This window comes from Vibrio rhodolitus (assembly GCF_003350325.1).
GTDB classification, from domain to species: domain Bacteria; phylum Pseudomonadota; class Gammaproteobacteria; order Enterobacterales; family Vibrionaceae; genus Vibrio; species Vibrio rhodolitus.
In genome coordinates, this window is sequence record NZ_QLYZ01000015.1 from 53,773 (window position 1) to 73,157 (window position 19,385).

17 protein-coding genes are annotated in these 19,385 nt (G+C 45.3%); 11 read left to right on the top strand and 6 right to left on the bottom strand.

Going from position 1 to position 19,385, the window contains the following annotated elements; translation table 11 throughout:
• Positions 1-143 precede the first annotated feature (143 nt).
• The 3 genes from DPF93_RS14330 to DPF93_RS14340 all read left to right on the top strand — a co-directional run bounded on the left by DPF93_RS14330 (position 144) and on the right by DPF93_RS14340 (position 5,308).
• Positions 144-3,770, top strand: a complete 3,627-nt coding sequence (locus tag DPF93_RS14330; RefSeq protein WP_114766810.1) for an Ig-like domain-containing protein — start codon at positions 144-146, stop codon at positions 3,768-3,770.
• A 209-nt stretch (positions 3,771-3,979) separates the two neighbouring features.
• Positions 3,980-4,510, top strand: coding sequence for a YbhB/YbcL family Raf kinase inhibitor-like protein (locus tag DPF93_RS14335; protein ID WP_114766811.1), 531 nt, complete (start codon positions 3,980-3,982; stop codon positions 4,508-4,510).
• A gap of 27 nt (positions 4,511-4,537) precedes the next feature.
• The gene (locus DPF93_RS14340; RefSeq protein ID WP_114766812.1) at positions 4,538-5,308 is read left to right on the top strand and encodes a helix-turn-helix transcriptional regulator; all 771 of its coding nucleotides are present in this window, start codon (positions 4,538-4,540) and stop codon (positions 5,306-5,308) included.
• 2 nt (positions 5,309-5,310) lie between these two features.
• Here the strand turns inward: DPF93_RS14340 and DPF93_RS14345 are convergent, their stop codons facing one another.
• Positions 5,311-5,688: a PH domain-containing protein gene (locus tag DPF93_RS14345; RefSeq protein ID WP_114766813.1), complete on the bottom strand. Its 378-nt coding sequence runs from the start codon at positions 5,686-5,688 to the stop codon at positions 5,311-5,313.
• Between the two features lie 147 nt (positions 5,689-5,835).
• Between DPF93_RS14345 and DPF93_RS14350 the strand changes: the two genes are divergently transcribed.
• On the top strand, positions 5,836-6,786 hold the full coding sequence (locus tag DPF93_RS14350; protein ID WP_114766814.1) for an endonuclease/exonuclease/phosphatase family protein: 951 nt from the start codon (positions 5,836-5,838) through the stop codon (positions 6,784-6,786).
• A gap of 37 nt (positions 6,787-6,823) precedes the next feature.
• Here the strand turns inward: DPF93_RS14350 and DPF93_RS14355 are convergent, their stop codons facing one another.
• A complete protein-coding gene (locus tag DPF93_RS14355) occupies positions 6,824-8,194 on the bottom strand; it encodes a tryptophanase (protein ID WP_114766815.1) in 1,371 nt (456 codons plus the stop codon).
• A 283-nt stretch (positions 8,195-8,477) separates the two neighbouring features.
• Between DPF93_RS14355 and DPF93_RS14360 the strand changes: the two genes are divergently transcribed.
• The 3 genes from DPF93_RS14360 to lldD all read left to right on the top strand — a co-directional run bounded on the left by DPF93_RS14360 (position 8,478) and on the right by lldD (position 11,686).
• Positions 8,478-9,431 carry a hypothetical protein gene (locus DPF93_RS14360; RefSeq protein ID WP_114766816.1) on the top strand — a complete coding sequence of 318 codons (954 nt, stop codon included), beginning with the start codon at positions 8,478-8,480 and terminating at the stop codon, positions 9,429-9,431.
• Between the two features lie 169 nt (positions 9,432-9,600).
• The gene (locus tag DPF93_RS14365) at positions 9,601-10,170 is read left to right on the top strand and encodes a GNAT family N-acetyltransferase (RefSeq protein ID WP_114766817.1); all 570 of its coding nucleotides are present in this window, start codon (positions 9,601-9,603) and stop codon (positions 10,168-10,170) included.
• A gap of 376 nt (positions 10,171-10,546) precedes the next feature.
• Positions 10,547-11,686, top strand: a complete 1,140-nt coding sequence (gene lldD, locus DPF93_RS14370; protein ID WP_114766818.1) for an FMN-dependent L-lactate dehydrogenase LldD — start codon at positions 10,547-10,549, stop codon at positions 11,684-11,686.
• 64 nt (positions 11,687-11,750) lie between these two features.
• Here lldD and shyA read toward each other — a convergent pair whose 3' ends face one another.
• From shyA to DPF93_RS14385, 3 genes are all read right to left on the bottom strand, one after another.
• Positions 11,751-13,058 carry a peptidoglycan DD-endopeptidase ShyA gene (shyA, locus tag DPF93_RS14375; protein ID WP_483050733.1) on the bottom strand — a complete coding sequence of 436 codons (1,308 nt, stop codon included), beginning with the start codon at positions 13,056-13,058 and terminating at the stop codon, positions 11,751-11,753.
• Between the two features lie 205 nt (positions 13,059-13,263).
• Positions 13,264-13,560: an isoamylase early set domain-containing protein gene (locus tag DPF93_RS14380; protein WP_114766820.1), complete on the bottom strand. Its 297-nt coding sequence runs from the start codon at positions 13,558-13,560 to the stop codon at positions 13,264-13,266.
• Between the two features lie 71 nt (positions 13,561-13,631).
• Positions 13,632-14,258 carry a hypothetical protein gene (locus DPF93_RS14385; RefSeq protein ID WP_341866797.1) on the bottom strand — a complete coding sequence of 209 codons (627 nt, stop codon included), beginning with the start codon at positions 14,256-14,258 and terminating at the stop codon, positions 13,632-13,634.
• 67 nt (positions 14,259-14,325) lie between these two features.
• Between DPF93_RS14385 and DPF93_RS14390 the strand changes: the two genes are divergently transcribed.
• The 3 genes from DPF93_RS14390 (at position 14,326) to DPF93_RS14400 (ending at position 17,113) form a co-directional block, all read left to right on the top strand.
• Positions 14,326-14,733: a GFA family protein gene (locus DPF93_RS14390; RefSeq protein WP_114766821.1), complete on the top strand. Its 408-nt coding sequence runs from the start codon at positions 14,326-14,328 to the stop codon at positions 14,731-14,733.
• A gap of 78 nt (positions 14,734-14,811) precedes the next feature.
• The gene (locus tag DPF93_RS14395; RefSeq protein ID WP_114766822.1) at positions 14,812-15,489 is read left to right on the top strand and encodes a YoaK family protein; all 678 of its coding nucleotides are present in this window, start codon (positions 14,812-14,814) and stop codon (positions 15,487-15,489) included.
• 253 nt (positions 15,490-15,742) lie between these two features.
• Entirely contained in the window at positions 15,743-17,113 is a 1,371-nt protein-coding gene (locus DPF93_RS14400) for a YjiH family protein (protein ID WP_114766823.1), read from the top strand.
• Between the two features lie 105 nt (positions 17,114-17,218).
• Here DPF93_RS14400 and DPF93_RS14405 read toward each other — a convergent pair whose 3' ends face one another.
• Complete coding sequence (locus DPF93_RS14405; RefSeq protein WP_114766824.1) at positions 17,219-17,872, bottom strand: GntR family transcriptional regulator; 654 nt, start codon at positions 17,870-17,872, stop codon at positions 17,219-17,221.
• Positions 17,873-18,019: 147 nt separating this feature from the next.
• On the opposite strand from DPF93_RS14405, the gene DPF93_RS14410 reads away from it, so the two are divergent.
• On the top strand, positions 18,020-19,375 hold the full coding sequence (locus DPF93_RS14410) for an FAD-dependent oxidoreductase (protein ID WP_114766825.1): 1,356 nt from the start codon (positions 18,020-18,022) through the stop codon (positions 19,373-19,375).
• Positions 19,376-19,385: the final 10 nt, after the last annotated feature.

A 19,385-nucleotide genomic window follows, 5' to 3' on the forward strand; every position in this document is an offset into this window, starting at 1 on the left:
CACTAAATTACCGATTTTTGTAGGAAACATCTGTCTTGCTGCTCTTGGGGGCATTTTGTCTAATGCGGTTCATTTAGTGGATGATTTGTTAAATTAATTAACAAATATCTATTTTATTCATCTAGTTAAGAACATTAGATAAAATGAAAAAAAGCACACTAACCCTAATGCCAACCGTCCTAGCGCTTGCTATTGGTATGGCATTACCAGCAGCTCAAGCTGCGGTAAGCACTGATGCAAACATCGTCGGTTCTGAAAGCCAATGGTGGAACACATACAAAGTCACTCTAACCAATGACGGTGCGAAGCCAGTTGAACTGCGCGGCGCAAAAGTTGTGTTTAAGTCAAACATCTCAATGTCAACGCCATCTTGGTCAGCACAAGGGATCAGCTACCCAGGCATGCAGTTCAGCAGCAATGCTCAAGGTGACACATTTAACAACACACTAGCTCTATCATTCGATACAGGCAGTTGGATCAAATCTCAGCTGCAAGCTGGTGACAAAATCGAACTAACACTTGGCGTTAGTGGTGTACTTGATCTAGCTCTACTTCAAGACACTGTTCGCCTAATCGCGGATGATGCAGAAGTGGGTGAACCAGAGATCTCTATCCAACTGGCTTCTCCAGTCAATGGTGCTGAGTTCACAGAAGGTCAAAACGTTGCAATGCGTGCTAACGTAACGGCAACCAATACTGAAGTGAAAACCGTAAAATTCTTCGTTGATGGCGCACAAGTTTCAAGCCTAACGCAAGCCCCTTTCCAAGCGAACTGGAAAGCTGTAGGCGAAGGTGTTCACACTATTAAAGCAATCGTTGAAGATGAGTCAGGTCTAACTCAAGAGCAAGCAGTAAGCATTACTGTAAAAGCAGACGAAGTTGAACCACCTGTTGAACCTGAAGTGCACGAACTTACCTTCATGGCGCCAACTCAAGGTCAAACTCTGGCTGTGGGTGAAGCGACAGCAATCAAGGCTCGCGTTGATGGGGAACTTATTACTAAACTTGAGTTCTGGGCGAACGATCGCAAGCTAGGTCAGCGTGTTATTAACCCTGAGCAAGCTATTTACACTCAAACTTGGACCCCAAGTGAAGTGGGTAATGCGAACCTTAAGATTGTGGTTCTTGATAAAGACAACCAAATCGTTAAGCAAAACGCACTTACTGTTGTGGTTGAAGAAGAAGAGAGCTTTGTAGCACCAGAAGTACGCTTCCTAGCCCCGGCAACTGGCTCAAAGTTTGAAACGGAAGAAACAATCTCTATCTCGGTAAGCGCGACTGATGCAGACCAAGACCTATCTCAAGTGGTAGTAAAAGCGAACAACCAAGAGATCTGTAATTTCGATGCCAACACCACGCAAAGCTTCAAGTGTGATTGGCAGCCAACTCAAGCGGGCAATGTGACGCTAAAAGCGATTGCGACCGACGCACAAAACCTATCGGCAACGTCTCAAATTCGCATTACTGTTGAAGAAACAGCTGTTGAGCCGCCACCAGTAACACCACCAGGTGGCTTGTGTGCTGACTTTAACGTTTACCCAGATTGGACTCGTGGTGACCACGCAGGTGGCGGCGACATCATGGTACACAAGAACATCGCTTACTCAGCGATCTACTGGACCAAATCGATTCCAGGTAGCGATGACTCATGGTCTCTACACCTAAACTGTGACGGTACAGAGCCTGGTACTGCGCCACTGCTATCACTACCAAACCCAATGGACCCAGTACGTCTAGAAGTTGCTGGTTGGCCAAATACGTTTGTCGTGGCTAGCCCATCAACCGATGCTCCTGCAACTATGAAAATTGCAGCAGCAAACAGCGATGCACTGGCTGATACTGACCAACTGACTCGCGCGTTTGTGAGCATCATTGAACAAGCTGAGCTGGCAGGCACTTCATCTATCATCCTAAGCAGTGATGTACTGGATGTTGCAACAGCAGATAAAGGCGCATCATTTGGCAGCGTAGCAGTTAAGCAAGCACTAACTAATGCTATGGATATCACTGGCAGCCAACTTGATATCGACGCTATCAATGCACTGTCTGACGATCTAAAAGGCTGGGCGCAAGCGCATAACCTAATCATCAGCACTATCGCACCTGAAGCAAGCTTCGGTTGGTCACTAAACATTGGCGACTTCGCATACGATACGCACTCTGGTCGTCAATCAGTATGGGATGAAGCGTCAGTATTTAGCGCAGACCTACTAGCAACACTTGAGCTATACAAAGCCGACGCAGCAAACAAAGCAGACTTCGTGGTATTCACTAAGTCAGCATCAACAGTTGCACTAACAAGTGACCAATGGCACAACGCACTTGAGTACGTGAAGCAAGTTTCTGACTACGTGAAAACGCCTGCGATGCTAGCAAATATCCCTACTGACCAAGCATCTGGTTACTTTATGGGTGATTCTGCGGGCAAACCACAGCTACGTAAAGCAGCATTCAGCAACGTATTTGCACTAACGTTTGACCAAGATAGCCAAGCACTAACAGCGAAAATTGAAGCTTATCAAGGCGCTAAAGTACCACTTTACTACGTAGGTGAAGAGCTAGAGAAAGGCTCGTTAACTCGTATCGAAGCGCTAAACCAACAGTTAGCCGATGCTGAAAATGCAATGGACAACGAAGCGTTCCTATACGAAACACCGCAGTCACAGTGGATTCCATCAACTGTGTACAAGTGGAACGACTTCCTAGACGGCTTAAACGCAATGCACAACATCGGTGTTGCAGGTAACAAGTTCTGGCTAATGAACGACGAAGCGGACGATGCAACCAACATCACTTACGCTAAAGTCGCGATTGCTGCCTTCCTTGCGCAAAGTATGCAAGAGACTATCCGTTACAACGCATGTGACGAGAACAACTGGTCTGAAACTAAGTACGGCGCGCCGGCGGATTACCCAATGACCGCGAGCTGTGGTCAGCTTGGTCAGAAATACGCTGACTACGGTGTTAACCCAGTATCTGGCTTAGACCATGCTTACTCTTGTCCGCGTGACAACAAGATGGAAGTGAGCGCGCTAACTCACGCTAAGTGGTACGGTGCACCTGCGCCAGTATTTGCAGCACCTGATGCTGTACTAGAAGAGCGTGGTCTACTGGTTAACGGCGCAGCAGGTCGTTGGACTAACAACGGTCACTGTAACGATGTTCCAGAGCAAGTTGATACTTCTAAGCAAGTTTGGGAACGTGATAACTGTAAGATTTACGTTGGTCAAAAAGCAGGCAGCTTCATTTGGGATGGCAGCAGTGAAGAGAGCGTTGAAGGCTGTGGCTGGTGGGGTCGTGGTGTAATCCAGACAACAGGTCGTCAAAACTTCGGTACGCTAAACCACTACCTAGGTCGTTCACATGTTGATCCTGAAACTATCGGTAAAACCATTGACGGTGTAACCGTTGAAGCGCCACCAGCGAACCCGCTATACGCTGAACTTGATTTCTGTTCAAACCCAGGTTTGATCTGTAGTTCAGAAGAGAACAAAGAGATCAAGTGGATTGCAGGTCTATTCTACTGGGTAACGTCAGTACAGGCTTACAATGACGAAGGCGGTCAATACGCAGATTGGAACTACTACAACGAACTTAAGAAATACGTTGATAGCGGTCTGCAAGGCTCTCAGTTCATCGATGACGTATCAGGTATCGTTAACCGTGGCTGTCCTGACCTAACATGTACCACTGGTGATGTTCACAACGTGAAAGAGCGTCGTGAGAACTTCAAGCTAGTGCTACAAAAACTTGGTCTTGACCCAAAATAATCACACTTAATTAAGTGCTTTTGAGCCCAGCCTAACCACTGGGCTTTTTTATTTTCACATATTCTCTCTTTCTCATAGCTTTAACTCAAAAAAAACAAACAGAAATGCTCATATGAAATTACTTTTCATTGCATTTGAGCCTTTTTGTCACTTAAAATCTCACAAAAGCAACTATCATTGTGTCTATCAGCTCAACAAAGGAAAACACAATGAAACGTACAATTATCACAGCAGCACTACTTCTCGCATCGTTTACCAGCTCAGCGATGACACTAACCAGCCAAGATATTCAAGAAGGTTCACGTATGGCTGACACTTTTGCCTTCAACGGATTCGGCTGCAGTGGCGATAACATGTCACCTCACTTAAGTTGGAAAGATGTACCTGCTGGGACAAAAAGTTTTGCGATTACAGCCTACGATCCAGACGCACCAACGGGCAGTGGTTGGTGGCACTGGGTAGCTTTAGATATTCCAGCCTCAGTTAAATCGATTGAGCAAGGCGCATCTAGTAAAGATCTTAAAGCAAAACAGATGAAAAATGACTATGGCGTAACAGGTTTTGGTGGCGTTTGCCCACCAAAAGGTGATGGCATGCATCGCTACCAATTTACAGTATGGGCAATGCCAACTGAAAAACTTGAGATCCCTCAAGGTGCATCAAACGCTTTAATTGGTTTTATGCTTAACGCCAATGCGCTTGATAAAGCAACCCTTACTGCAACTTATGTCAACGAGTAATGACATTACTAACTACCAGAGGCAGACATGAATAAACCTTTAGTCCATACGGTTCATTATCGCGGGAAACGCGAGCAACCACTGAACAATGTGTTTATTCATGCCCCAACTATCATCTGGGTCGACCAGGGCTTTAAAAAGCTCTGGTGGCATGAACAGAATTTAGAATTTAATCGAGCCAACTGGATCTTGGTGCCTGCAGGGCAATACCTGACCTTCGTTAACACGCCAGAACAAAAGCTGTTTCACTCACGCGCAATGGCACTCAATCTGCCACCACCAAAAGATTGGCTTGAACCTGAAAAGGCTATTGAGCCTAATAACTTTCCACAGATTGCCACTACACCACAGTTAGAGTATTGCTTTGAATTAGTCAGTGAGATGGGTAATAAAGGCTTGTCTTATCAAACACAAAAGCAATTATTACTCGGCTTCTACGCTGAGTTACGTGAGATGGGTGCGCTGACTAAGCTATTTCCTAATAACCAGCAGATGGTACGGGACAAACTTGCCAATTACTTAAGCTCAGCACCGGGTGATGACCACCGGATTGAAGTCGCAGCAAGTCACCTTGCGATGAGTCGCGCAAGCCTTGCACGTAAACTGACAGCAGAAGGCTCAAGCTTTAGGGAAGTACTAGCGGAGATCCGCATGAATCATGCGATTTATTTACTGCAACAAGACTTTAGCCAAATGGAAACCGCGCTTGCTTGTGGTTATCAATCTGAAGCGCGATTTAGTCAGCGTTTTAAGCAACAGTTTGGTATCACTCCGCATCAATACAAGGGAACGTTATAGCGTCATCCTAAAACGTACTCACTGATGATTCGGTTAAACTGAACAATATCGAACGCACCTTTAATTTCAAAGCGGACTCGCCCTACTTCACTTAAGTACAGTTCAATTTCACAATCCAAGTCGAAGGTGCCTGAGGTTTCTATCGAGAATGCATTCACCTTGCTGTAAGGTAAAGAGGTGTAATCGACTTTCGAACCTGTCAAACCTTGCACATTTGCCGCAATCACACGCTTGTTGGTGAAGACCACCTGATCTCGCACGGTTTTAAACACCGCAACAATCTCTTCACCATTGATAAGGAACTTGTGAAAATCCTCACGCGCCTTGGCTATTTCTATCGGTTTCAACTTAAATACTGACGAATTCTTAAAATCAATCATTGAGTTATCCTTTCTAGTTATTCATCTGGCAGATAGCCAATATACGCCACAGCCAGCGTGATAGTAGCTCAAATATCAATTATTGAGCGTAACTTAGCGCTATTTTGAGTACACTGGGTAAGAGTCCCGTCCAAGCAGGCATTTAGATTGAACAACATAAACCAACTTACCTTTGCTAGCTGTAATCTATTTAATTTTATTGAGCCACCTAATGCCTTCTATGATTTTGAAAACATCTATGAAACTGAGGGGTGGCAAGCAAAGTGTCAGTGGACCAAACAGCAAGTTGAAGCGCTTAACGCTGATATTGTTGGTATTCAAGAAGTGTTTAGTATCAAGGCGGCAAAAGCCTTGTTTGCCGAGTTGGGTTTTCACCACTTTGTCACCGTGGATCACCCTAGCGTAGAAAGTGACTATATCTATAGCCAGCCCGTGGTGGCTTTAGCGTCCAAATATCCAATTACGCAATTTGGTGCCGTTACACCACCTAGTGAGATCACTGAGCATTACGCAACGACTTTACCTAGTTTTAGCCGTAAGCCTATTTTCGCCGTTATTGATGTCCCCGAGCTTGGGCATATTGCTATGTATGTATGCCACTTAAAATCCCAGCGCGCGGCTGACAGCTTAACTGGTGAGAATCCCTACCCGATTGTTGGGCAATGGCTTTCATCGCAGCAAAGAGGTTGGGAGGCATTGATGTTACGTGTTTTTATGGAGCAGCAATACCACAAATCGCCCATTCCAACTGTGCTGGTTGGTGATATGAACCAATCGCTTACCACTCACATCACCAATCTGTTGGTACAAAATAGTGATACATCACTTAGTTCATTAAGTCTCAAAGACAGTTGGGAGATCTTCTGTACCAATCAGCCAGAGGAAGAGCGTAAGCCAACCCACTACCACTTTGCTAAGGGCAATGTGCTGGATTACATCTTGTTCTCTGCCGAGTTCGACAGCAGCTCTCCCTACTCACTGGCGGATATCGAGCGCTATCAAGTCATTGATCAACACCTCGTCAATCCAATCTATGAACGTGACAAGTATGCCAGCGATCACGCCTTTATCGCTGTCACCACCAGATTTATCTTATGATGTCTGGCATCTCGGCTCACACAACTAAAATATCAGGCTAGATAGGCTCAAAACGCGCATTAAAGAATCTCAACCACTTTGGCTCGTAACTGAAAACTAAGCCTTGGATCTGTTCTCGATTTTGATAATGATCTGCCACTCTTTCGGCGATCTCATCCATATGTGAGTAGGTATAAACGCGGCGTGGAATGGTCAAACGCACCGTCTCAAGTGTATGTTCTTCTGGCTTACCCGCTGAAACAACCCCGCGCTCCATGGCTCGGATACCTGTATGCAGATAAAGACTTGCGGCTAAGCTTTGTGCTGGAAGTTGCTCAAGCGATAGATGCTGACAATAACGCTTGGCATCTAAAAATACTGCGTGACCACCAACTGGCTCCACAATCGGTACGCCTGCACTCTTTAGCTTTTCACCCAAATAACGCACCTGCTTTACCCGATGCTCGATGTAATCATGACGGATAGAATCCCGAAAACCAGTGGCTATCGCTTTGCGCATACCTTGCAGCATCGCTTGGGTATCTTGATCTATCGATGTAGGCATACCTGAATAAAGCATGATCAGATCAGAAGCTTCGTAAAACAGCGCCTCATCGTTAAAACACAAGATCCCACCGCTACTCACCATACACTCTTTATTGCTGCCATTAATCACGCAGCCGTCGGCATAGCTAAGCATCTCTAACACGATCTGCTCTATTGGCATCTCTGCATAGCCAAGCTCTTGCTCTTGGATAAAGAAGGCGTTTTCTACACAATGTGTCGCCTCAACAAACAGTAAGATCTGATTTTGTTTGGCGATCTGGCTAACTGCACGAATATTCTCTAGCGATACAGCTTGCCCACCCACGCCATTGACCGTCGCTGAAAGGCGAATATAGGCAATGTTGTCTGCGCCGTGATCCTCAATCTGTTGTGCCAGTTTATCTAGATCGATATTGCCCTTAAACGGTATGTTAAGCTCAGTTTGATAGGCTTGATCCGCAATCACATCAACAAAACCACCACCTTGGTTTTCGATATGGAAACGATGGCTCGCCGAGCACGTATTGCCCAATACACGCTGACCATGCTCAATGGTTAGCATCGATAATAAGCTTTCTGCACTGCGTGACTTTTGCGTGGCAATAACATGTTTAAAGCCATATAGCTCGCGGATAGTTTGCTCTAATGGGCAAACTTTATCCGTAATGGAGTCCCCATGGTCACGAAACATCATATTTGCCCACTGACGAGCGCTAATCGAGCTGGTCCTCGAATCTGTTAGGAGGTCAAAATAGGCATCTTTGCTACTGAGTAGAAAAGTGTTGTAGCCAGCTTCTGCCAATTTATTTTCCCGCTCAGTACGGTCGAGAATAGCAACAGTTTCAACTGCTTTGATACGAAACGGTTCTGCTGGAAAAGTCATTTATAATACCCTAACGTTTTTATATAGATTGAGAGGTAACGGGAAACGTATTCTCACGATTAGCGCATTGCATACAACTACCCAGATCATAGAAATGCAAGCGCAAGCATTGCTCGCTCAAGATACTTGATCCAGCTCTCAATCAGCATAGCGTTCGTTTACCTTATTCGCCCAACTCGTAACATCGTCTTAATAGAATCCGTGCAAATCGAACTGACGAAGAATAGCGTTGCAAACCTATTTTCCAGTAGACTATAGAGCAAATCATCAAGCCAACATGACAATGTTTAGCCCAAGCCACACCTTTATTGATATTCCGTTCAACCTACGCCATACCTGCTGGTTTTGTGGTGAACCCTCTTCGGTCACCCTTGAGTTTCCGCACCACGACAATATCGCCTCGAGCTTAAATCACCCGCTTCTCTCTTTGCCCGCTTGTCGCGAGTGCCGCTCCTTTAAGACTCCGCGTCATACTCGTTCTATCTGGGTCTTGCGAGCTCATATCAAACAAGCGCTTATTACGAAATACACCAAACACTTAGCGGTTGGTGAAAACTGGACAGAACAAGAGTTACAAGAAAGCGAATTTTGTGGAGCGCTGCTTGGTGGCTTTGGTGAAAGCGCGTGGAAAATGTATCTTATTGCCAAACAGCGTGTTGCTTTTGCAGGGTGGCCACTGAGTATTGATGACCAAATGCTCGATATTTTGGATGACACCTCTAGCTTTGCATATAACGGCACTCAATTTCCCTCATTGAGTGCTTGCATTGATTTCTTAAGCGAGGGTTCTGGCATTGACAAAGAGCTGCTTACCCAACTGGTGGAGATCGTGACACCAGCGCGCTTTGGCTATGCACATCAAATAGCCAAGATCAACAAACGACCATCACCAGTTCAGCGCCGCCAAATTATTGAAGAAATTACACAACAAGAAATCGAGAGCCAACAGATAGAAGCCGAGCACCAAGCGCAACTGCGTATTGATTCTGCAATTGTCGATGTGAACCTTACAGGAGCGACAGCCCCTGCTTTTGCTATTCAATGGGCGGTGAGAAACCAAGCTAACTCGCTCATGACACTCAGTGAATTAGAAGACGATTTTTTTGATCAATTTGCTCATTTAGGCGGCGCTGCCGTTTTTCACGCGTATAACGGGTTGCAACTTTATCTGCAAGCACGTGGAGATGCAGACTGGGTGAAAGAGCATGACCCTAATCGTGCTCTGTGGCCAGAATAGTTGCTTACTTTTTCACTGACGTTTTCCTCGGTTGAGTGTGCCGAGAAGTCGACTTTGCACAATTATCATTTATTATATGGTACGATAGCTTATAAATTTCAAAGCATTTATACGCACAGGCATTATGTACATAGTTCACGCTCAGAGTGAGGAATAACAGGTAGGGAAAATGGAAGTCAGAGCCGCACGAATCGAAGACATAGAGCAAATAGTTACACTTCAAGAGTCATGTCATGTAGGAAACTTGGATCTCTCTGAACAATCAGATGGTTTTTTAAACACTGTAATTGATGCAGATCTGCTTGCTCAAGCAATTGAACAAGAACAGGCTATCTTTGTCGCTGAGTTGGACCAGCGCATTATTGCGATGGCAGCATGTGCTTCATGGCAATTTTGGCAGTGTTCCACAGCGCTGACTAACGTCGCAAAGCGCTTAGATGCGACATTAAGCGAAAATATCGCAGTGAACAGTACCAACTCGTACTTCTGGGGACCTGTTTGCGTAGACAAAACTAGTCGAGGTCAAGGAGTCTTTGAACAACTGTTTAATTTCAGTTGTGCGGCTAAAAGCTCCCGTTTTCGTTACGTTTATACCTACGTTCATGAGGATAACGCTCGTTCATTCGCCGCGCATACCAAAAAAGTTGGGTTTCGTTATACCAAAGACTTTGAATTAAATGCGCAAATTTTTCGGGAAATGACCCGGGAAACCCGACCATCAGACTCAACTGTTTCTTAGTCAGCACAAATCAAAACTTGCGTCCAAGGCGGAGCTTTCTGCCTTGTCTCGTTGCTTCTTACCCGCTCTCACCAATCACTCATTAATCAAACATTGTACTGCCCAATTTAGGCAACCTTTAGTGCATGCTCTGGCTTGGCTAGCTTCAAGCCTTTAACACTCATTGGCTTCAATATGTCTCGCAATATGAAACCGGACGGTGCTTGTTGAATTTGGACAATTTCGGAATCAATTATTTTCATTTGCTTTATTTATCACGCAATAACATTTGTGTAACATCGCAAATAGCTAATCTATTTTGATCTCTGAACCCAAAAACTATAACAAAGCGCGTTGACGACACCGTCACCAAACGCCAATAGATAGGACTTACCCTATGATTATTTCAGCCTCGACCGATTACCGCGCAGCCGCAAAAGCCAAACTGCCACCGTTTTTGTTCCATTACATCGATGGCGGCTCATACAACGAGCACACCTTACGCCGCAACACCGATGACTTATCTGACATCGCTCTGCGCCAGCGAGTGCTGAAAAATATGGAAGACTTAAGTTTAGAAACAGAGCTGTTTGGTGAAAAACTGGCGATGCCAATCGCACTAGCGCCAGTTGGTTTAACTGGGATGTATGCCCGCCGAGGTGAAGTTCAAGCCGCAAAGGCTGCAGAGAACAAAGGCATTCCATTTACTATGTCGACCGTTTCGGTGTGCCCTATTGAAGAAGTCGCGCCAGCAATTGAACGCCCAATGTGGTTCCAGCTATACGTACTAAAAGATCGCGGCTTTATGCGCAATGTTTTGGAGCGAGCTAAAGCTGCAGGTGTCACCACTTTGGTGTTCACGGTTGATATGCCTGTTCCTGGTGCTCGCTATCGAGACATGCACTCCGGTATGAGCGGTCCCAATGCCGCTATGCGCAGAGTAATGCAATCCGCGCTACATCCTAGCTGGGCATTAGATGTCGGCTTACTGGGTAAACCACATGATTTAGGCAATATCTCAACCTACCGTGGTGAGCCAACCAAACTTGAGGATTATATTGGCTGGTTAGGGGCTAACTTTGACCCATCAATCAGCTGGCAAGATCTGGAGTGGATCCGCGATTTTTGGGATGGCCCAATGGTAATTAAAGGCATTCTAGATACCGAAGATGCCAAAGATGCAGTCCGCTTTGGTGCCGATGGTGTTGTGGTTTCTAACCACGGTGGTCGTCAGCTTGATGGAGTACTATCGACTGCGCGAGCGCTGCCAGCGATTGCTGATGCCGTTAAAGGCGATATAAAAATCATGGTTGATTCCGGTATCCGCACCGGGTTAGACGTAGTACGCATGTTAGCTATGGGCGCAGACTGCACATTGCTCGGACGTTCATTTGTGTATGCGCTTGCTGCTCAAGGGCAAGCTGGGGTTGAAAACCTATTGGATTTATACGAGAAAGAAATGCGCGTGGCGATGACGCTAACTGGCGCGAAAAGCATCGCAGATCTAAACCGAGACTTGTTGGTCAAAAACATGTAACCCTGTTACTCCGCAAGCAAAAAAGGCGAGCCGCAGCTCGCCTTTATTCCTATTAATCAGACAATTAACTTGCCGCGCTATCCTTTGCTTGCTGAGCTAATTTCAACTCCTGCTGACGCAGCATGGTATCTAGCTCTGCTCGTCTTGCCTCAAACGCTGCCATTTCTTTCTTCGGCACTGAATTAGCCATCGGAATATTAGCTTTCATTGCATTAACCGGTCGACCGCGAACGATCAATTCATAGTGGATATGCGGACCGGTAACACGACCGGATTTACCCGATAGACCAATGCGCTGACCACGAGTCACTTTTTGACCTTTACGCACCAGTATTTTACTTAAATGCAAATAGCGCGTTTTGTACGTACTACCATGTTGGATAACCACATAGTTACCTGCATACGGGTGATTTCGAGTCATGATAACCACACCATCACCAGTAGAAACAATTGGCGTTCCGGTTGGTGTTGCCCAATCGGTACCATTGTGTGGCGTTACGCGTCCCGTCACAGGGTGTTTACGATGAGGATTGAAGTTTGAACTGAGTCGATAGTTACCGTTCACCGGTTTACGTTGGAATGCGCGTTGCAAGCTATCGCCATTCTTATCGTAGTACTGACCATCTGAATGCAGATACGCGGTAAACTCACCGCCACGATTAAAGATCTTAATCGCTTGGATTTCACGGTTGCCGGTTAATTGGTCATCTACATATTGGCGCGACTGAACCACTTCAAACTTATCACCAGCACGTAGATCGCGAGAGAAATTGATCTTATCTTTGAGCAAAGAAACGATTTGCTCTACTTCGGTAATACCAAGACCTAAGCGGTTCACTGATTGAGAGAAGCTGCCATTGATTTCGCCAACCATAGCAAACTCTTTCCATACACCCGGAATTTTTACATCCGTAAAAGTATAATCACCATCTGACGTACGGGTATAAACCGCTCGCTCTACCAAACTAAACTCCAGCTCCATTTTAGCCAGATTTTTCGTCTCTTCATCACGCCAGAAGCGCAAAGTATTGCCCGGTTTTAGCGTATCCAAAGCGAGGTAGTTGAGGTCGGTCTCCATAATCTTCATCAGATCGCTGTAACCAAAACCAAGCTGTTCAAAAATTGAGCTTAAGTTATCGCCAACACGAATTCTGTATTCGTATTCCGGCATATCCGCAGTTTCGACACTTTCATGCAAAAGCGTTTCGACGATTTTTGACTCTGGGAGAGAAAGATCAATAGTGCGGCTGGTTGGTGACTGAGCGTTTATCGATGCCATTGCGATAACTGCCAGCACGGGGAAACTCAAAAGCATCATTTTTCTACGTTTCGAGAGATCAGAAACGCGTGCTTTTATTGTTCTTACTTGCACAATTTGACCTTATATGAATTAGTTTCGTTATTTACCCTGAGTATGAAAACCTTGATTTCCATACTTAAAATTCGGCTATAAGAGTACGAATTTATCCGCGATTTGTCACCCCACCTTCGTGACTTTGCGATCAAAAAAGGCACCTTAGGTGCCTTGTAGTAAAATGCTTAGCTAGTAAGTGATTACCAACTATTTGAATTTATTATTAATAGGTATTGAGTAGGCAATTATCTTCACCAAAGCCATTTGGCTTGTATTGGTCTGCTGCTGGATCATTTATCCAGCGCTCGTCGTCAACAAGATAACGAAACTCAAACTGCTGATCTTTCGGTAATCTGGTTTTAAATTTGAACGACTTAGTTTTTGCCACTTTTTTCATTTGCATTGGTTGCCAGTCAAGAAAATCAGCCACCAGCGCAACACTCTTATCGACCTGCTCTTGTGGCAGCTCGAATGTCACTTCAACTTCGTCCTTAGTTTTGAAAAAACGTTTATTTATCATTTATTACTCCATCAACAACAAGAAAAATAACGCATTTCAATATAGGCAATCTGTATCACACAAACAACCGTTTATTTTTCATGCAATGAAAACGTCAAATTAGAATCTATCCTTGTATGCATCGATTGAGGCTGGTTAGGGGACTCTGCCATCGCTTGATTTTCACTGTGCTGACGATAACTTAGATCGACTTGGCGCTCATGATAGGTGAGCCCATCAATGGCAATGCGATCTCCAATTAACAGTGTATCGATTAGCACCATGCGTTTTCGTTGTACGTCATAGCGAAAGGTCGCTAGATAAGAGAATATGCCGCTACCTTGATTAGAAACTGTCATAACTGATAGATAGCTATTAGGCTCAATGGTTGTTAGCCACTGGGTACTGACATTCACCAGACCACGTTCAACACCATCATCATAAGCTCCACTAACCGACTGAGTTTCCGGAATGACTTGGTCCATAAAAGCAAATGCTGTGCTTTCTGGCACTTGTATTGTCCAAGGATTTGGAGTGCGAATAGCAAACACTTGCTCTACCACTCTATCGAAAGACTGATTCTGGCTAGGGAATTTCGCCAAAATGTCTTCGTCATCAAGACTAAAACGGTAAAGACCCGCAAGGATGACGACCACCAAAAGTAGGATTGGGATCAATAAGATTAGTGGAATAGGTAACAGACGCTTTTTCATATTCATCTTAATATGTTTATCCTTATAGTGATGGTAAACATATCAGCGCCTCAGGCTTATCTCAAGGATTGCTATGAAACATGATGTTAAAGTACGCACCGCAGAGTGCAGTTGTGGACAAGTAAGTCTTATTTGTAAGGGTGAACCAATCAGAACCGCAATTTGTCACTGCTTTGCCTGCCAAAAAAGAACTGGCAGCGTGTTCGGTGTTCAAGCTCGCTTTAGTCGAGAACAGGTTTCTTATACTGGTGACGTGGTTGAATATAGCCGCATCGCAGATTCTGGCAACCAAGTGAACTACGCATTTTGTCCAGCTTGCGGCACAACGGTAATGTTAACCCTGTCAGCCCTACCTGAATTTACTGTGATTCCGGTTGGTTTATTTACCAGCCGCGATCTTCCGCAGCCCAGTTTCTCAGTCTATGAGCAGCACAAGCAAGCTTGGGTAAAATTTGACTGCCAGATAGAGCAAATATCTTAGCAAATTAATGGTCGTTGCCCTTTCGACTCGACGCTGCCAGCGCTATAATCGCTCCCTTGTTTTACGGGGAACAATTCTGTGATATCTCGACTACCTCGATGGGTGGAATACGGAGCATTCCTTCTAGCCCTGCTTGCCGGTATTGTTAATGCGATAGGTTTACTTGGTTTTCAGCATCAAGCGGTCTCGCATATTTCAGGCACAGTGACACTGCTGGGCACCAGTATCGAATCTTTAGATGGCATGACATCGCATCTATTGATGATTTTGGTCAGCTTTCTAATGGGAGCAACACTCGCCGGTGCCTTCTTTGAAAGTACCGCATTAAGACTTGGGCGTCGCTATGGTGTCGCACTGTGTATTGAGGCCGGGCTTCTGTTTGTTGCGTATCTCTTACTCGAACAGAACGTGACCACCGGACAATACTTTGCTTCTGCTGCATGTGGTCTACAAAATGCAATGATCACTACCTTTAGCGGTGCAGTAGTGCGAACAACTCACATGACAGGTATTATCACCGATCTTGGCATCATGATTGGCGCACGTTTTCGTGGTGAGCGCTTTGATTTTCGTAAAGCCAAGCTATTCCTGTTTATTTTTACCGGCTTTTTATTAGGCGGTGTCGTCGGGGCCAGATTGTTCGCCCAATACCAAATTGCGTCTTTGATGGCACCTATCGCACTAGCACTGGCTCTCGCCCTAGTATATTGGTTGTATTTGTTCCTGACGCGCCACAACCGCGCAACCTCGCTCTAACCCCTTTCTGCAAGGAGCCACTACGGCTCCTTTGCTTTTGTTGCCACTTTTATTCGCGACAAATTTACGCCTGTCTATAATTCATACTGTTAGCAAAACTTTGTGGTGAATAAATAGCGATATTTATTGAATAGTATTGCGCGAAATGTAAAAACACAGTAGTCTTCGCTGGACTGATTAAATAAGGATGTTTAGTGAATAACTATGCCATGGAAATTGGCAATTATTGACTAGTTGTAACATGAGAACCGCAATGACAAACAAAACTCAAGCAACCGGGCAAAGCAGACCGAAATCGCACTTCTGGATCTTCTTGATTCCGTCGCTGATTGGTGTGTTTCTATTTATGGCGCCAATTAGCTACAACGGTGACATCACCATTCCTGTTGCTGTATTAGCTAAGTCTATCCAAGCGCTATTTGGCGATTCTTTGGTTGGCATCGTAACGGCTATCGTGGCTTTTATGGCGGCAGCGTCGCTATTGTGTCGCGTAAAGAACCCAAGCTTTATTGCTAACAGCAAATTTTTAAATGGGTTATTTAATCCATCGCCTCTTTGGTTAGCTGTGCGCGTTGTAGGTGGTATTGCGGTAGTAATGACTTACTTCCAAATTGGTCCAAAAGCCATTTGGGAAGGTAACACTGGTGGTTTGGTGTTAGAAGGTCTACTCCCTACTCTATTCTCTGTGTTCATTTTCGCTGGTCTTTTGTTACCACTGCTACTGAACTTCGGTCTACTTGAGTTGTTCGGTACTTTGCTAGCAAAAGTTATGCGTCCGATCTTCAACCTTCCTGGTCGCAGCGCAATTGACTGTATGGCATCTTGGTTGGGCGACGGCAGTGTTGGTATTCTTCTTACCAGCAAACAGTACGAAAACAAATTCTACACCGAACGTGAAGCAGCAGTTGTTGGTACAACTTTCTCCGCAGTTTCAATTACGTTTAGCTTGGTGGTTATCGCTCAAGTTGAACTAGAACACATGTTCCTACCTTTTTACGGCGCGGTATGTTTAGCAGGTTTTGTTGCGGCAGTCATCATTCCTCGCTTGCCACCACTAAGTTATAAACGTGATACGTTTATCGATGGTACTAAACCCGCAGAAGATGCCGATGCGATTCCTATGGGTCACTCAAGCTTCTCTTGGGGTATGGAACTGGCGCTAGAAAAAGCAGGCAAAGTAAAATCACTTAAAACGATTTTGCAAGAAGGTGTTCACAACGCGGTTGATATGGTGTTTGGTGTTCTACCTGTGGTTATGGGTTTAGGTACCGTTGCGCTAGTTATCGCGGAATACACCTCGATCTTCTCATTCCTAGGTCAGCCATTTATCCCTTACCTAGAGCTATTAGGCGTGCCTGAAGCGGCTGAAGCATCAAAGACTATCGTGATTGGCTTTGCGGATATGTTTATCCCATCAATCCTTGCGGCTTCTATCGACAGTGAGATGACGCGCTTTGTGATTGCAGCGATGTCAGTAACGCAGCTGATTTACATGTCTGAAGTGGGCGCTCTACTACTTGGTAGCCGTATCCCGGTTAACATCTTTGAGCTATTTGCGATTTTCATTCTGCGTACGCTTATCACACTGCCTGTCATTGCCGGTGTCGCGCACCTGATTTTCTAACCAACTACTTAGCTGAATGAATTCGATAAAATAACTCGACATAGATAAACAAATGGCTACCTCAGGGTAGCCATTTTTGTATGCGTGAATCAGACAATGTTCGCTTTATTTACGCGGCTGAATAGAACGATAAGCGACATCGGTTAGGTAGTCATTTAGACGATGTGATGCTGCCACTGCCTCTTCAGAATCGGTATGGCTCACTGCTCTTAGCACTGCAGCATGCAGTGATGACGCTTCAACTAAATCAGATGCCTCATTCTTGTAGGCAAACCAAAAGCGACGTGATAAACCTTGTAAGGGTGCCATCGCCAGTTGTAGATACTCATTACTGGCTGCTTTGACCAACACAGTATGAATGTCTTTTAGCAGTGAGGCATACAAGTCGTCATCTTTATTTTCCGCACAAAGCTCCAGTTGTTCAGCAAGCTGCAACATCTGCTGTTTCTCGGTCACACTCGCGCGCGATGCAGCGTATCTGACACACAGCGCTTCAATATCACGGCGCACTTCAAGAATTTTTAGTTGGCTTTCAACTGAGATGATTGGAATTTGAATACCACGACGTGGGTGAATTTCCACCATACACTCGTACGCCAATCTTTGTAGAGCTTCACGCACAGGTGTGCGACCTAAATCCAGCTCTTCAGCCAACTGCTTCTCACTCACCATACTCCCTGGTTCAAGCTCGCGGAAGATGATCATTTTCTCGAGTTTGCTGTATGCAACCTCGGTCTTATTGATTGCGTTAACGCTCATATAAGTCCTATTCCTTTATAAAATCTTTTAGTGAGCAATATCACGTTAAGAACTTATCCAATTGTACCAGAAAAGAAATTAGGAATATATTAAAACCACACAACTGATATATCAGATGAACATCAGTTATCTATTAGTGAGGTAAGAATGAAATCTTGGAACATTATCCGTCGTTATGAAAGCACTCCAGACCTGCCAGTATTGGCAGAAGTAGAAGTGTTGGTCATCGGTGGTGGTCCTGCTGGCGTAGCAGCAGCGGAAAGCGCTGGTCGCCTTGGTAAAAAAACTTGGCTAATTGAAAAGTACGGTTTTTGCGGTGGTGCGGCAGTCGCAGGTCTATCTGGCACAATCTGCGGCATGTACATGGCAACTGACGAAGAAAACGCACAACCAGAGCAAGTGGTGTTCGGTTTTACCGAGCGTTTCCGTCAAGCACTAGAGAACAAAGGTGGCGTTACAGAGCCACAGCGTTACGGCAAAACATTCACAGTGACTCACGATCCTCTAGTATGGCGTGAAGTGGCTGATGACTTCCTTGAGCAAGCGGGCGTAACTACCCTGTTCCACACTGCAGTAACAGGCGTGATCATGGATGGCGATGCATTCAAAGGCGTGATCGTTGAATCGAATGCAGGTCAAAGCGTGATCCTAAGTAAAATAATCATTGATGCTTCAGGCGATGCGGCTGTGGTTGCACGTGCAGGCATGGATTACTACTTTGGCGATAATGGTCGTATCCAAAACCCTACGATGTTCTTCCGCTTTGGCGGCGTAGACATGGACAAGTACCTTGAGTACTACGGTGAAGACACTATCTGCCCGCCAAAAGTCACTGAAAATATCCTCGCAGCAAATGCAAGTGGCGACTACGAGTTACCGCGTCACAAAATTTGGATCTTCCCTACTACGCGCGCCAATGAGTTGATGGTCAATGCAACCCGCCTTGCTGGTCAAGATGGTCGCATGCTGAACGTTATCGACCCTGTAGATTTCACTGAAGCTGAAGTGTTTGGTCGTCGCCAAGTTCGCGAATACGCACGTTTCCTTAATAAATTCGTTCCGGGCTGTGAAGACGCATTTGTTGTCGACACAGGTGTTGAGGTTGGTATCCGCCAAACACGTTCAATTGTTGGTGTTGAAACACTCACTAACGAAGACGTAGTGAACTGCCGCAAACGTGAAGATGGCATCTGCCGTACACCTTGGCCAATCGAGCTTCACTCAGGTGACAAACCTAAACTGCATTGGCTGCTGAACGACTACTACGATATTCCATTCCACACACTGGTACCGGTTGTTGGTGAAAACATCATCGTTGCTGGCCGCTGTTTGAGCGCCGAGCACGAAGCGCTAGCTTCAGCTCGCGTAACGGCACAGTGTTTTGAATTAGGCCATGCGGCAGGTATTGCTGCAGTGCAAGCCATTGATACAAATACCGCTATCCGCGATCTTAATGTGTCGTCTATTCGCGCCACAATGATTGAGAACGGTAGCAAATTATAATTAGCAAGGA

What these genes read in the sequence shown, in the direction of transcription:
- DPF93_RS14330 (WP_114766810.1), top strand. Translation starts at nt 144, where the DNA reads ATGAAAAAAAGCACACTAACCCTAATGCCAACCGTCCTAGCGCTTGCT.
- DPF93_RS14335 (WP_114766811.1), top strand. Translation starts at nt 3,980, where the DNA reads ATGAAACGTACAATTATCACAGCAGCACTACTTCTCGCATCGTTTACC.
- DPF93_RS14340 (WP_114766812.1), top strand. Translation starts at nt 4,538, where the DNA reads ATGAATAAACCTTTAGTCCATACGGTTCATTATCGCGGGAAACGCGAG.
- DPF93_RS14345 (WP_114766813.1), bottom strand. Translation starts at nt 5,688, where the DNA reads ATGATTGATTTTAAGAATTCGTCAGTATTTAAGTTGAAACCGATAGAA.
- DPF93_RS14355 (WP_114766815.1), bottom strand. Translation starts at nt 8,194, where the DNA reads ATGACTTTTCCAGCAGAACCGTTTCGTATCAAAGCAGTTGAAACTGTT.
- DPF93_RS14360 (WP_114766816.1), top strand. Translation starts at nt 8,478, where the DNA reads ATGTTTAGCCCAAGCCACACCTTTATTGATATTCCGTTCAACCTACGC.
- DPF93_RS14365 (WP_114766817.1), top strand. Translation starts at nt 9,601, where the DNA reads ATGGAAGTCAGAGCCGCACGAATCGAAGACATAGAGCAAATAGTTACA.
- lldD (WP_114766818.1), top strand. Translation starts at nt 10,547, where the DNA reads ATGATTATTTCAGCCTCGACCGATTACCGCGCAGCCGCAAAAGCCAAA.
- DPF93_RS14380 (WP_114766820.1), bottom strand. Translation starts at nt 13,560, where the DNA reads ATGATAAATAAACGTTTTTTCAAAACTAAGGACGAAGTTGAAGTGACA.
- DPF93_RS14385 (WP_341866797.1), bottom strand. Translation starts at nt 14,258, where the DNA reads ATGAATATGAAAAAGCGTCTGTTACCTATTCCACTAATCTTATTGATC.
- DPF93_RS14390 (WP_114766821.1), top strand. Translation starts at nt 14,326, where the DNA reads ATGAAACATGATGTTAAAGTACGCACCGCAGAGTGCAGTTGTGGACAA.
- DPF93_RS14400 (WP_114766823.1), top strand. Translation starts at nt 15,743, where the DNA reads ATGACAAACAAAACTCAAGCAACCGGGCAAAGCAGACCGAAATCGCAC.
- DPF93_RS14405 (WP_114766824.1), bottom strand. Translation starts at nt 17,872, where the DNA reads ATGAGCGTTAACGCAATCAATAAGACCGAGGTTGCATACAGCAAACTC.
- DPF93_RS14410 (WP_114766825.1), top strand. Translation starts at nt 18,020, where the DNA reads ATGAAATCTTGGAACATTATCCGTCGTTATGAAAGCACTCCAGACCTG.